This window comes from Bradyrhizobium sp. WSM4874, from assembly GCF_055811835.1.
This window is the reverse complement of the sequence record NZ_JBVVPR010000046.1, coordinates 21,785-35,525: the sequence shown is the minus strand read 5'-3', so window position 1 is coordinate 35,525 and position 13,741 is coordinate 21,785. Positions and strand designations below refer to the sequence as shown.

The window sequence follows — 13,741 nt, the reverse complement described above, 5'->3', positions numbered from 1 at the left end:
AATCTGGGGCGCCCCCCCCCGCCCCAATGCATCCCCCCCCCCGGGCCCCCCCCTGGGGGGGGGTGTACAATAATGCCATCGGGGCCCTAATTCCGGGGGGGCCCCCCCCCCCCGAGCCCGGAATCCATACTCCCGATCTGGATTCCGGGCTCGCGACTTCGTCGCGCCCCGGAATGACCGTTGGGATAGGCTGACGGTTCGCGGGGTATTCTGGCTGCTTTCGCGGCGAGCCCGACAATTGGGCATCCACCGACTTGAACGGGGGAGGCGAAAGGGATAACCACCCGTCTCAGTTTTCCCCTCCTTACGTGTCTAAAGGACAGGTTCACATGGCGCGCGACAAGATTGCTTTGATTGGCTCCGGTCAGATCGGCGGAACGCTGGCTCATCTCATCGGCCTGAAAGAGCTGGGCGACGTGGTGATGTTCGACATCGCCGAGGGCGTGCCGCAGGGCAAGGCGCTCGACATCGCGCAGTCCTCGCCGGTGGACGGCTTTGACGCGCACTACACTGGCGCCAACTCCTACGAGGCGCTCGACAACGCAAAGGTCTGCATCGTCACCGCCGGCGTGCCGCGCAAGCCCGGGATGAGCCGCGACGACCTCCTCTCCATCAACCTCAAGGTCATGGAGCAGGTCGGCGCCGGCATCAAGAAGTACGCCCCCGACGCTTTCGTCATCTGCATCACCAACCCGCTCGACGCGATGGTCTGGGCGCTGCAGAAGGCTAGCGGCCTGCCGCACAAGAAGGTCGTCGGCATGGCCGGCGTGCTGGATTCGTCGCGCTTCCGCTACTTCCTGGCCGACGAGTTCAACGTTTCGGTCGAAGACGTCACCGCCTTCGTGCTGGGCGGCCATGGCGACACGATGGTGCCGCTGGTTAAATACTCCACCGTCGCCGGCATCCCGCTGCCCGATCTCGTCAAGATGGGCTGGACCTCGCAGGCGCGCCTCGACGAGATCGTCGACCGCACCCGCAACGGCGGCGCCGAGATCGTCAATCTGCTCAAGACCGGTTCGGCCTTCTACGCGCCGGCGGCTTCCGCGATCGCGATGGCCGAGAGCTATCTGCGTGACAAGAAGCGCGTGCTGGCCTCGGCCGCCTACCTGAACGGCGAATACGGCGTGAAGGACATGTATGTCGGCGTGCCCGTCGTGATCGGCTCCAAGGGCGTAGAGCGCGTCGTCGAGATCGAGCTCGTCGGCAAGGACCGCGAAGCCTTCGACAAGTCGGTCGGCGCGGTCCAGGGTCTGGTTGACGCCTGCAAGAAGATCGCACCCGACCTTCTGGGCCGCTAAGGTCACAACATTCCGCCGAAGATCGAAACCCGGTCTTCGGCGGTTTCATTTCCGCGGTCCGCCAAACCTTGTTTAGGGTTGGGGCGGGTCCCGGTCCGCAAGTCCAGAGATCGATGTCAGAGAATCCGGGTTGCAGTTCCTGTGGTATATGGTATGCCAGCCACAAGACTGAGGTGGGCCTACGAGGTCACCGCCCGCGGGTTCAGGGAGCGACCATATGAATATCCATGAATATCAGGCCAAAGCGCTGCTGAACGAGTTCGGCGTCGCGATCTCCAAGGGCGTTCCGGTCCTGAAGGCGGCCGATGCGGACGCGGCGGCAAAGGCTCTCCCGGGCCCGGTCTGGGTCGTGAAGAGCCAGATCCACGCCGGCGGCCGCGGCAAGGGCAAGTTCAAGGAAGCCTCGGCCGGCGACAAGGGCGGTGTGCGCATCGCCAAGTCGGCCGCGGAGGTTTCCGAATTCGCCAAGCAGATGCTCGGTGCCACGCTCGTCACCATCCAGACCGGCCCCGCCGGCAAGCAGGTCAACCGCCTTTACATCGAGGACGGCTCCGACATCGACAAGGAATTTTACCTCTCGATTCTGGTCGACCGTGAGACCTCCCGCGTCTCCTTCGTGGTGTCGACCGAGGGCGGCGTCAACATCGAGGACGTCGCGCACAACACGCCTGAGAAGATCGTGACCTTCTCGATCGATCCCGCAACCGGCATCATGGGCCATCACGGCCGCACCGTCGCGAACGCGCTGAAACTCTCCGGCGATCTCGCCAAGCAGGCCGAGAAGCTCACCGCGCAGCTCTACGCGGCGTTCGTCGCCAAGGACATGTCGATGCTGGAGATCAACCCGCTGGTCGTGACCAAGCAGGGTCAGCTCCGCGTCCTCGACGCCAAGGTGTCGTTCGACGACAACGCCCTGTTCCGTCACCCCGAGGTGCTCGCGCTGCGCGACGAGACCGAGGAAGACGCCAAGGAAATCGAGGCCTCGAAATACGACCTCAACTACGTCACCCTCGACGGCAATATCGGCTGCATGGTCAACGGCGCCGGCCTCGCGATGGCGACGATGGACATCATCAAGCTCTACGGCATGGCGCCGGCGAACTTCCTCGACGTCGGCGGCAGCGCCAGCAAGGAAAAGGTGGCGGCCGCCTTCAAGATCATCACCGCGGATCCCAACGTGAAGGGCATCCTGGTCAACATCTTCGGCGGCATCATGAAGTGCGACGTGATCGCCGAGGGCGTGACGGCTGCGGTTCGTGAAGTCGGCCTCAGCGTGCCACTGGTGGTTCGCCTCGAAGGCACCAATGTCGAGCTGGGCAAGAAGATCATCCGTGAATCCGGCCTGAACGTGGTGCCGGCCGACAATCTCGACGACGCCGCGCAGAAGATTGTGAAGGCCGTCAAGGGAGGCTGAGGCCATGACCCAGGACCATCTCGCTGCATCATCTCCGCTGCCGGAGCACGCGCGTCTTGCCGCGTTCGCCGGTGAATGGAATGGCGAAGAGGTGGTCTTTCCGTCGCGCTGGACGGAGGGCGGGACGGCGACCTCTCGCGTCGTGGCCCACATGGATCTCAATGGCTTCTATCTGATCCAGGACTCGGTCCAGACCCGCGACGGCAAGCAGAGCTTCGCCACCCACGGCATCTTCACCTTCGACCGCGAAGACCGGACCTACAAATTGTTCTGGTACGACTCGCTCGGCTACACGCCGCCCTCGCCCGCCTCCGGCGGGTGGGTCGGCAAGACCCTGACGCTGGTGCGCGGCTCGCTCCGCGGCAATGCGCGCCACGTCTATGAAATCATCGACGACGATTCCTATTCGTTGAAGATCCAGTTCTCGCCGGACGCGGAAGGCTGGGCCGACGTGCTCACCGGCGTCTACCGCCGCATCCACTGACCTCTCACTCGTTAGTTTCGCGAAAGCAGACCTCATGTCCATCCTGATCGACAAGAACACCAAGGTCATCTGCCAGGGCTTTACCGGCAAGAACGGCACCTTCCATTCGGAGGCCGCGATTGCCTATGGCACCAAGATGGTCGGCGGCACTTCGCCCGGCAAAGGCGGCGCGACGCATCTGGGCCTGCCGGTGTTCGACACCGTGCGCGAGGCGCGTGAGAAGACCGGTGCCGATGCGTCGGTGATCTACGTGCCGCCGCCGGGCGCGGCCGATGCGATCTGCGAAGCCATCGATGCCGAGATCCCGCTGATCGTCTGCATCACCGAAGGTATCCCGGTCATCGACATGGTCAGGGTGAAGCGTTCGCTGGCCGGCTCCAAGTCGCGCCTGATCGGGCCGAACTGCCCGGGTGTCATGACTGCGGGCGAGTGCAAGATCGGCATCATGCCGGCCAACATCTTCAAGACCGGCAGCGTCGGCATCGTTTCCCGCTCCGGCACCCTGACCTACGAAGCCGTGTTCCAGACCACCCAGGAAGGTCTCGGCCAGACCACCGCGGTCGGCATCGGCGGCGATCCGGTCAAGGGAACCGAGTTTATCGACGTGCTGGAAATGCTGCTCGGCGATCCCAAGACCGAGTCCATCATCATGATCGGCGAGATCGGCGGTTCCGCCGAGGAGGACGCCGCCCAGTTCCTCAAGGACGAGGCCAAGCGCGGCCGCAAGAAGCCGATGGTCGGTTTCATCGCCGGTGTCACGGCCCCTCCCGGCCGCCGGATGGGCCACGCCGGCGCGATCATTTCGGGCGGCAAGGGCGACGCCGGTTCCAAGACCGACGCGATGAAATCGGCAGGAATTACAGTGTCTCCGTCTCCCGCTCGCCTTGGCCACACGCTTGCCGAAAAATTGAAGGCCTGATTCACACCTTCGTAATTTTCCGGGCGAAGTTTCGCAGCAAATAGGGTAAATGGTGCCTGTCGCGCTGGTCCTCTGCCGGGGAGCCCAGCGCCAGCGCCGTTTGTTATGCGCGAACCGAAATCGCCAGGAACTCAAGTATGTCTCGCCAAGACGCGAACGCAGCCTTTGCCCTCTCCTCCTTTTTGCAGGGCACCAACGCCACCTACATCGACGAAATCTACGCCCGCTACGAGAAGGACCCGTCCTCGGTGGATGCCGAGTGGCAGGACTTCTTCAAGAGCCTCAACGACCATCCGGGCGACATCAGCAAGAACGCCCAAGGCCCGTCCTGGGAGCGCGCCAACTGGCCGCTGACCCCGCAGGACGATCTGACCTCCGCGCTCGACGGCAATTGGGCGGAAGTCGAGAAGACGGTCGGTGCCAAGATCGCCGCCAAGGCGCAGGCCAAGGCTGGCGACAAGGGCGGCGGCCTCTCCTCCGCCGACCTGCTCCAGGCCACCCGCGACTCGGTCCGCGCGCTGATGCTGATCCGCTCCTACCGCATGCGCGGGCACTTCCACGCCAAGCTCGATCCGCTCGGCATCGAAGCCCAGCGCAATCGCGAAGAGCTCGATCCGCGGACCTACGGCTTCAGCGAAGCCGATTTCGACCGCAAGATCTTCCTCGACCATGTGCTCGGTCTCGAATACGCCAGCTTGCGCGAAATCACCGCGATCTGCGAGCGTACCTACTGCCAGACGCTCGGCGTCGAGTTCATGCACATCACCAACGCGGCCCAGAAGGCGTGGATCCAGGAGCGCATCGAGGGGCCTGACAAGGAAATCTCGTTCACCCGCGAAGGCCGCCGCGCCATCCTGATGAAGCTGGTCGAAGCCGAAGGCTTCGAGAAATTCTGCGACACCAAGTTCACCGGCACCAAGCGCTTCGGCCTGGACGGTGCTGAATCGCTGATCCCCGCGCTCGAGCAGATCATCAAGCGCGGCGGCAATCTCGGCGTGAAGGAGGTCGTGCTGGGCATGCCGCATCGCGGCCGCCTCAACGTGCTGACCCAAGTGATGGGCAAGCCGCATCGCGCGCTGTTCCACGAGTTCAAGGGCGGTTCGGCCAATCCTGATGCGGTCGAAGGCTCGGGCGACGTCAAATATCACCTCGGCGCGTCCTCGGATCGCGAGTTCGACGGCAACCGCATCCATCTGTCGCTGACCGCCAACCCCTCGCATCTCGAGATCGTCGATCCCGTGGTGCTCGGAAAAGTCCGCGCCAAGCAGGACCAGCACGGCGATCCGCCGGACATGCGCATCTCGGTGATGCCGCTGCTGATGCATGGCGACGCAGCATTTGCCGGCCAGGGCGTGGTCGCCGAATGTTTCGGCCTGTCGGACCTGAAGGGCTACCGCACCGGCGGCTCCGTGCACTTCATCGTCAACAACCAGATCGGCTTCACCACCTATCCGCGTTATTCCCGTTCGTCGCCTTACCCGTCCGACGTGGCGAAGATGATCGACGCGCCGATCTTCCACGTCAACGGTGACGATCCGGAAGCCGTCGTGTTCGCGGCCAAGGTCGCGACCGAGTTCCGGCAGAAATTCCACAAGCCCGTCGTCATCGACATGTTCTGCTACCGCAGGCATGGCCATAACGAGGGCGACGAGCCGGCATTCACCCAGCCGGTGATGTACAAGAAGATCGCGGCCCATCCGTCGACGCTCGAGCTCTACGCCCGCCGCCTCATCAGCGAAGGCGTGCTGACCGAGGGCGAGGTCGAGAAGGCCAAGGCGGACTGGCGCGCGCGGCTCGATGCCGAGCTCGAAGCCGGCTCCGGCTACAAGCCCAACAAGGCCGACTGGCTCGACGGCAAATGGGCCGGCTTCAAGATCGCCGATCAGGAAGAAGATGCGCGGCGTGGCGTTACCGGCGTCGACATCGCCGCCCTGAAGGACATCGGCCGCAAGATCACCAAGGTGCCGGATGGTTTCCGCGTCCACCGCACCATCCAGCGCTTCCTCGAAAACCGCGCCAAGGCGATCGACGGCGGCACGGGCATCGACTGGGCGACCGGCGAGGCGCTGGCGTTCTGCACGCTGCTCAACGAGAACCACCATGTCCGCCTGTCCGGACAGGATTCGGAGCGCGGCACCTTCTCGCAGCGCCACTCGGTCCTGATCGACCAGGAAGACGAGAGCCGCTACACGCCGTTCAACCATCTCGGTCACGAGCAGGGCCATTACGAGGTCATCAACTCGCTGCTGTCGGAAGAAGCCGTGCTCGGCTTCGAATACGGCTATTCGCTCGCCGAGCCGAACACGTTGACCCTGTGGGAAGCGCAGTTCGGCGACTTCGCCAACGGCGCGCAGGTCGTGTTCGACCAGTTCATCTCCTCGGGTGAACGCAAATGGCTGCGCATGTCCGGTCTCGTCTGCCTCCTGCCGCACGGCTATGAAGGCCAGGGGCCGGAGCACTCCTCGGCGCGTCTGGAGCGTTATCTCCAGATGTGCGCGGAAGACAACATGCAGGTGGTCTATCCGACCACGCCGGCGAACTACTTCCACGTGCTGCGCCGGCAGCTCCACCGCGAGATCCGCAAGCCGCTGATCGTGATGACGCCGAAGTCGCTGCTGCGTCACAAGCGGGCGGTGTCACGTCTCGAGGAGCTCGCGAAGGGAACGACCTTCCACCGCATCCTCTATGATGACGCCCAGATGCTGCCGAGCGAAGCGATCAAGCTCGTTCCCGACGAGAAGATCCGCCGCATCGTGCTCTGCTCGGGCAAGGTCTATTACGACCTCTACGAGGAGCGCGAGAAGCGCGGGATGGACGACATCTACCTGATGCGCGTCGAGCAGCTCTATCCGGTGCCGCTCAAGGCGCTGGTGGCCGAGCTGTCGCGCTTCAAGAAGGCCGAAGTGGTGTGGTGCCAGGAAGAGCCGCGCAACATGGGTGCCTGGCACTTCATCGAGCCCTATCTGGAATGGGTGCTGAACCAGGTGAACGGTGTGAGCCGGCGTCCGCGTTATGTCGGTCGCGCCGCCTCCGCCGCGACCGCCACGGGTCTGATGTCGAAGCATCAGGCGCAGTTGAAGGCGTTCCTGGACGAAGCATTGAGCTGAGACGTTTTTTAGGACGCTGTCATCGCCCGCCTTGTGCGCAATTGCGCACTGGGGCGGGCGATCCAGTACGCCGTGACGGCCGTGATGACCACGAACGCCGCGGAGTACTGGATGCCCCGCCTTCGCGGGGCATGACACCTGTGAAATTCATGACCGCATTGGCGATCTCCTTAAGGAAAAGACCATGACTGAAATTCGTGTGCCGACCCTCGGCGAATCCGTCACCGAGGCCACCATCGGCCGCTGGTTCAAGAAGGCCGGCGATCCCGTCGCCGTCGACGAGCCCTTGGTGGAGCTCGAGACCGACAAGGTCACCATCGAAGTCCCGGCGCCCTCCGCCGGCACGCTGAGCGAGATCATCGCTGCCGATGGTGCCACCGTCGCGGTCGGCGCGCTGCTGGGCCAGATTACCGAAGGCGCCGCCGGCGCTGCCAAGCCGGCCGCTGCGCCCGCAAAGCCCGCGGCTGCCGCTCCTGCTGCCGCCGCTGCGGCTGCTCCCTCCGCGTCGAAAGCACCGCCGGCCGACGCGCCGCTCGCTCCCTCCGTGCGCAAGCTCTCGGCCGAAACCGGCATTGACGCCTCGACCGTTCCCGGCTCCGGCAAGGACGGCCGCGTCACCAAGGGCGACATGCTCGCCGCGATCGAGCGTGCGGCCTCGGCGCCGACCCCGGTCAACCAGCCCGCCGCTGCGGTCCAGGTCCGCGCACCGTCGCCGGCCGATGACGCCGCCCGCGAAGAGCGCGTCAAGATGACCCGGCTGCGCCAGACCATCGCGCGCCGGCTCAAGGACGTGCAGAACACCGCCGCGATGCTCACGACCTTCAACGAGGTCGACATGACCAACGTCATGGCGCTGCGCGCCCACTACAAGGATGCGTTCGAGAAGAAGCACGGCAGCAAGCTCGGCTTCATGGGCTTCTTCACCAAGGCCGTCGTGCAGGGGCTGAAGGATATTCCGGCCGTCAACGCCGAGATCGACGGCACCGATCTGATCTACAAGAACTACTATCACATCGGTGTCGCCGTCGGCACCGACAAGGGCCTCGTGGTGCCCGTGGTGCGCGACTGCGACAACAAGTCGATCGCCGACATCGAAAAGGGCATCGCCGATTTCGGCCGCCGCGCCCGCGATGGCCAGCTCAAGATCGACGAGATGCAGGGCGGCACCTTCACGATCACCAATGGCGGCATCTACGGCTCGCTGATGTCGACCCCGATCCTGAACGCGCCGCAGTCCGGCATCCTCGGCATGCACAAGATCCAGGAGCGGCCGATGGTCGTCGGCGGCAAGATCGAGGTCCGCCCGATGATGTATCTGGCGCTGTCCTACGATCACCGCGTCATCGACGGCAAGGAAGCCGTGACCTTCCTTGTTCGCGTCAAGGAGAGCCTGGAAGATCCGGCGCGCCTGGTGCTCGATCTCTGATCGGGAGGCATCGTGTCAGACGACGCGACAGCCCGGCCGCCATGGATGCCGTCGGATATTCCCGACGGCGGTCCTCCACCACCGTGGGACCAGGACGAAGGGGATGGCCTCGTCGGACAACTGCTTCTTGCCGGTTTCACCTATCTTGCCGCCGATGGAAAGACCGTGACATCGCAGGTCCAATTCTGGGGCAAAATCGTCAGCGCGACGCCCAAGGGCATCGCGGTCAAGTGTGAAGGCGAGGTTTGGAAGGGACAGACGGTTAATCTGCCGCCACATCTCTCGATGTTTCTCGCCGCGCGGCCGGGCGAGTATCGCCTGCGCTCGACGGGCGAGACTGTGAAGGATCCGGATCTGACGACCGCTTGGACCATTAGCCAGGCCGCGGAGTCACAGAACTGATGCTAGGGCGTGGAAGATGCATGTGAGCCGCGGGAGACGAAGTTGACGGATAAAGTCGTTGTTATCACCGGCGGCAGCCGCGGCATTGGCCGCGCGACTGCGATTGCTGCGGCCGCGCGCGGCTTCCGTGTCGTGGTCGGCTATGCCAGCAACAAGACGGCTGCCGACGAGGTGGTCGCGGAGATCGCGGCCAGCAACGGCAAGGCCATCGCGGTGAAATGCGATGTCGCCGAGGAAAGCGACATCCTTGCGCTGTTCAAGGCCGCGGACGCGTTCGGCACGCTCGGCGCACTCGTCAACAATGGCGGTATTGTCGGGACCAGTGGCGTGCGCGTCGACGAGATGTCGGCCGAGCGCATCCAGCGCGTGATGGCGGTCAACGTCACCGGCTCCATCCTCTGCGCGCGCGAAGCGGTGAAACGGATGTCGACCAGGCACGGCGGCCAGGGCGGCGTCATCGTCAATCTGTCATCGGTTGCCGCCAAGCTCGGCGCGCCGAACACCTATGTCGACTATGCCGCGTCCAAGGGCGCGATCGATTCGTTCACCATCGGCCTCGGCTATGAGGTTGCCGGCGAAGGCATTCGCGTCGCGGGCATCCGCCCCGGCCTGATCGATACCGAAATCCACGCCTCCGGCGGCGAGCCCGATCGGCACCATCGTCTGGCCCATATGGTGCCGATGAAGCGCGTCGGTACTGCCGATGAAGTCGCCAACGCCATCGTCTGGCTAATGTCGGACGATGCCTCCTACGTCACCTCAGCCATTCTCGATGTGTCCGGCGGACGCTGACGCGCCGCGCGGACGCTGACACATCTCTCAACGCTAAACTTACGGGACTTTCTCTCATGGCATACGATCTCGTCGTCATCGGCACCGGACCGGGCGGTTATGTCTGCGCGGTGCGTGCAGCGCAGCTCGGCATGAAAGTCGCCGTGGTCGAAAAGAACGCCACGCTCGGCGGCACCTGCCTCAATGTCGGCTGCATGCCGTCGAAGGCGCTGCTGCATGCCTCCGAAATGTTCGAGGAAGCCGGGCATTCCTTCGCCAAGATGGGCGTCAGCGTCTCCTCGCCGAAGCTCGATCTTCCTGCGATGATGAACTTCAAGCAGCAGGGCATCGACGGCAACGTCAAGGGTGTCGAGTTCCTGATGAAGAAGAACAAGATCGACGTGCTCAAGGGCGCCGGCAAGATTCTCGGCACCGGCAAGGTCGAAGTCTCCGCCGACGGCAAGTCGCAAGTGATCGAGACCAAGAGCATCGTGATCGCCACCGGCTCGGACATCGCACGTCTCAAGGGCATCGAGATCGACGAGACCCGCATCGTGTCGTCGACCGGGGCGCTGTCGCTGGACAAGGTCCCCGGCAAGCTGCTGATCGTCGGCGCCGGCGTGATCGGTCTCGAGCTCGGCTCGGTCTGGCACCGTCTCGGCGCCGAAGTCGTCGTCGTTGAATTCCTCGACCGCATCCTGCCCGGCATGGACGGCGAGATCGCAAAGCAATTCCAGCGTATCCTGGAGAAGCAGGGCTTTGCCTTCAAGTTGGGTGCCAAGGTCACGGGCGTGGACACCTCCGGCAAGACGCTGAAGGCGACGGTCGAGCCCGCCGCCGGCGGCGCTGCCGAGACGCTGGAAGCCGACGTCGTTCTCGTCTGCATCGGCCGTGTGCCGTACACGGATGGGCTGGGCCTGAAGGAAGCTGGCGTTGCGCTCGACAATCGCGGCCGCGTGCAGATCGATCCGCACTTCGCCACCAGCGTGAAGGGCGTCTATGCCATCGGCGACGTCGTCGCGGGCCCGATGCTCGCGCACAAGGCCGAGGACGAGGGCGTCGCGGTTGCCGAGATCATCGCAGGGCAGGCCGGCCACGTGAATTACGATGTTATCCCAGGCGTCGTGTATACCACGCCGGAAGTATCCTCCGTCGGCAAGACCGAGGAAGAGCTGAAGCAGGCCGGTGTGGCTTATACGGTCGGAAAGTTTCCCTTTACCGCCAACGGCCGCTCCAAGGTCAATCAGACCACTGACGGCTTTGTGAAGATTCTCGCAGATGCGAAGACCGATCGCGTGCTCGGCGTGCACATTATCGGCCGCGAAGCCGGCGAAATGATCCATGAGGCGTGCGTTCTCATGGAATTCGGTGGCAGTGCGGAGGATCTCGCGCGCACCTGCCACGCCCACCCGACGCGCTCGGAGGCCATCAAGGAAGCCGCGCTTGCAGTCGGCAAGCGGGCCATCCATATGTAGGTCGCGCCCAGCGCCGAATCGGGCGGGAAACACATGCTACGCCGCCTGCTTCAACCGCTCTGGGTCCTGCTTGCGATCATCTTCCTGATCGAAGCCTGGCTGTGGGACCATCTCGAACCGATCGTCGCGCGGGTTGTCGCAATCGTCCCGCTCGCCCGGTTCAAGGAATGGCTGTCGGACCGCGTCGATGCGCTGTCGCCGGCGATGACGCTGATCGTGTTCGCTGTGCCGATCGTTCCGCTGTTTCCGCTCAAGCTGGTCGGCCTGTGGCTGCTCACGCACGAATACTGGACCAGCGCGGTCTTCACCATCGTGTTCGCAAAGCTGCTCGGCGTCGGCGTCACCGCCTTCGTCTTCGACGTGACGCGCGACAAGCTGATGGAGATGGCTTGGTTCGAGCGGCTTTATGCTCTGGTGCTGAAGCTGCGTGCTAAGGCCGCCGAGCTGGTCGATCCGATCAAACGGCGCATCCGCGAGCTGATCGCCGGCAACGGCGAAGGCTGGTCCTCCCGCACGCTCCGCCTGATCCAGCGTTTTCGCAAGAGCGTGCATGAAGCGCGCTGAAGCCTCACCGCACGCTCGCTGTCATCGCCGGCTTGACCGGGCGATCCAGTATTCCAGAGACGGCAATGGATACGGAGAAGCCGCGGCGTACTGGATGCCCCGGTCAAGCCGGGGCATGACACTGCTTGTGTGGCGTCAAACCACGCGTCTCGTTTTCGCTAATGCAAATGCAGCAGATGCGGCAACCACAGGCCGAGCCCGGTCATGACGAGCCCGCCGATCGTCAGCAGGCCAGCGACATAGGCGAGCGCGATCATACCGGTGATGATGGTGGCTGAGGCCAGAACGATGCCGATCTGGAAGGCGGCGGACGCCAGTTCGAAGTGATGATATTTCGCAGTCGCCTCGTCGCGCTCATGCTCGGCGTGCTTGGCCTTTTCGGCCAGCTGCTCGGTGCCTTCGCCGGTCTCCGGCTCGGAGCGGTAGCGCTGCGCGGTCTTCTGCCAGTCCTCGATCTGCTTCTGCACCGCCACCTTGTTGGCCTCGTCGCTCGCCGCGCCGAGGATGAGCTTGCCCTGGTCCGCCATGCTCTGCACCATGGTGCGGCGGATGCTCTTGGCCTGGAAGAAGGCCCAGAGGTTGGAAGCCTCGACGTTCTTGCTGATCGATTCGGTCTGGGCGCCCTTGCCGAGCGTCTCGGAGATCGCCAGGAAAAGCGCCAGGACAGCGATCAGGAGCGCGATCTTCTTGTTCGAGCCGGACGCGTGTTCGGCGTGCTCGGCATGCTCCATGCTTTCATGTGCGCTCATAAATCCCTCCTGGCTCGGTTCGCCACGATTGACCGAACCGCGGGCGCCGCGCAAGAGGCATGCGCGCCTGGAGGCTTGCTATGACAGCTTCATGTCAGCATCACCGCCGCGGATGCGCGCTGGCATAGACTTCCAGCAGCCGCTCGGCATCGATGCCGGTATAGATCTGCGTGGTCGAGAGCGAGGCATGGCCGAGCAATTCCTGGATCGCGCGCAAATCGCCGCCGCGTGACAACAGATGCGTGGCGAAGGAATGCCGGAGCGCGTGCGGCGTGGCGCTGTCGGGCAGGCCGAGCGCGCCGCGCAGCCGCTCCATCGCGAGCTGGATAATACGCGGGCTCAACGGCCCGCCGCGCGCGCCGACGAAGATCGGGCCCTCGGCTGGCAGCGGATACGGGCACATCGCGACGTACTCCTGCACGAGCGCGAGTACGTTCTGCAGCACCGGCACCATGCGGGTCTTGTTGCCTTTGCCTGTGACGATCAGCACGTCGCCTTCGCCGGGACGCGGCACCTCGCGGCGCATCAGCCCCAGCGCTTCGGAGATGCGCAGGCCCGAGCCGTAGAGGAGAGCCATCACCGCGGCGTCACGCGCCAAAATCCAGGTCTCGCGGTCCTCGCCGGCGCGCTCGTCGGCGTCCGCAAGACGTTTGGCCGAAGCCATCGGCAGCGGCTTTGGCAAGCTCTTTGCGACTTTCGGCGCGCGGATCGCTGAGAGCGCGCCGACCTTGCCCTTGCCTTCGCGCTCGAGGAAGCGGCCGAACGAACGCAGGCCCGCGAGCGCGCGCATCAGCGAGCGGCCGGCAATATCGTCGGCGCGGCGCATCGCCATGAAGGCCCTGACATCGGTGGCCTCCAGCGCGGCGAAACGCTTGAGCGTCACCCGCTCGCCCCAATGTCCGCAGAGAAAATCCAGGCACTGCCGCAAATCGCGGCCATAGGCCTCCAGCGTCTTCGGCGACAACCGTCGCTCGGCGCCGAGATGTGACAGCCAGCGTGTCATCTCCTGCGCGATATCAGGATCGGCGCTGGCGAGCTCGATTTGTGGGGCGGCCGCTTTGCTCATGCGCTCTGGACGTGGTGATTCCACTCAGTATATCGCATCACACTCGTTTATCGTTCGCTAAGGCCG

The 13,741-nt window shown here is 64.3% G+C and carries 12 protein-coding genes; 10 read left to right on the top strand and 2 right to left on the bottom strand.

Annotated features, from left to right (window positions below; genetic code table 11):
* The first annotated feature begins 329 nt into the window (after positions 1–329).
* From mdh to AC0L3P_RS32550, 10 genes are all read left to right on the top strand, one after another.
* Positions 330–1,298 (top strand): malate dehydrogenase, encoded by a 969-nt coding sequence (gene mdh, locus AC0L3P_RS32595; RefSeq protein WP_007598869.1) that lies wholly within the window; start codon positions 330–332, stop codon positions 1,296–1,298.
* A 217-nt stretch (positions 1,299–1,515) separates the two neighbouring features.
* Positions 1,516–2,712 (top strand): ADP-forming succinate--CoA ligase subunit beta, encoded by a 1,197-nt coding sequence (gene sucC, locus AC0L3P_RS32590; RefSeq protein WP_027566399.1) that lies wholly within the window; start codon positions 1,516–1,518, stop codon positions 2,710–2,712.
* A gap of 4 nt (positions 2,713–2,716) precedes the next feature.
* Positions 2,717–3,196 carry a DUF1579 family protein gene (locus tag AC0L3P_RS32585; protein WP_007604324.1) on the top strand — a complete coding sequence of 160 codons (480 nt, stop codon included), beginning with the start codon at positions 2,717–2,719 and terminating at the stop codon, positions 3,194–3,196.
* Between the two features lie 34 nt (positions 3,197–3,230).
* Positions 3,231–4,115, top strand: coding sequence for a succinate--CoA ligase subunit alpha (sucD, locus tag AC0L3P_RS32580; protein ID WP_007604325.1), 885 nt, complete (start codon positions 3,231–3,233; stop codon positions 4,113–4,115).
* A gap of 137 nt (positions 4,116–4,252) precedes the next feature.
* Positions 4,253–7,222: a 2-oxoglutarate dehydrogenase E1 component gene (locus AC0L3P_RS32575; RefSeq protein ID WP_473308341.1), complete on the top strand. Its 2,970-nt coding sequence runs from the start codon at positions 4,253–4,255 to the stop codon at positions 7,220–7,222.
* A 184-nt stretch (positions 7,223–7,406) separates the two neighbouring features.
* The gene (gene odhB, locus AC0L3P_RS32570) at positions 7,407–8,648 is read left to right on the top strand and encodes a 2-oxoglutarate dehydrogenase complex dihydrolipoyllysine-residue succinyltransferase (protein ID WP_354064659.1); all 1,242 of its coding nucleotides are present in this window, start codon (positions 7,407–7,409) and stop codon (positions 8,646–8,648) included.
* Positions 8,649–8,660: 12 nt separating this feature from the next.
* Complete coding sequence (locus AC0L3P_RS32565) at positions 8,661–9,050, top strand: hypothetical protein (protein ID WP_473308337.1); 390 nt, start codon at positions 8,661–8,663, stop codon at positions 9,048–9,050.
* Positions 9,051–9,092: 42 nt separating this feature from the next.
* Entirely contained in the window at positions 9,093–9,842 is a 750-nt protein-coding gene (locus tag AC0L3P_RS32560) for an SDR family oxidoreductase (RefSeq protein ID WP_354064657.1), read from the top strand.
* A 56-nt stretch (positions 9,843–9,898) separates the two neighbouring features.
* Positions 9,899–11,296, top strand: coding sequence for a dihydrolipoyl dehydrogenase (gene lpdA / locus AC0L3P_RS32555; protein WP_473308334.1), 1,398 nt, complete (start codon positions 9,899–9,901; stop codon positions 11,294–11,296).
* 33 nt (positions 11,297–11,329) lie between these two features.
* Positions 11,330–11,860: a hypothetical protein gene (locus tag AC0L3P_RS32550; protein WP_473308332.1), complete on the top strand. Its 531-nt coding sequence runs from the start codon at positions 11,330–11,332 to the stop codon at positions 11,858–11,860.
* A gap of 158 nt (positions 11,861–12,018) precedes the next feature.
* On the opposite strand, the gene AC0L3P_RS32545 is transcribed toward AC0L3P_RS32550, so the two are convergent.
* Together AC0L3P_RS32545 and AC0L3P_RS32540 are read right to left on the bottom strand one after the other, a co-directional pair.
* Positions 12,019–12,609, bottom strand: a complete 591-nt coding sequence (locus AC0L3P_RS32545; protein ID WP_275174185.1) for a DUF4337 domain-containing protein — start codon at positions 12,607–12,609, stop codon at positions 12,019–12,021.
* Positions 12,610–12,709: 100 nt separating this feature from the next.
* Entirely contained in the window at positions 12,710–13,675 is a 966-nt protein-coding gene (locus AC0L3P_RS32540; protein ID WP_473308329.1) for a tyrosine recombinase XerC, read from the bottom strand.
* Positions 13,676–13,741 lie beyond the last annotated feature (66 nt).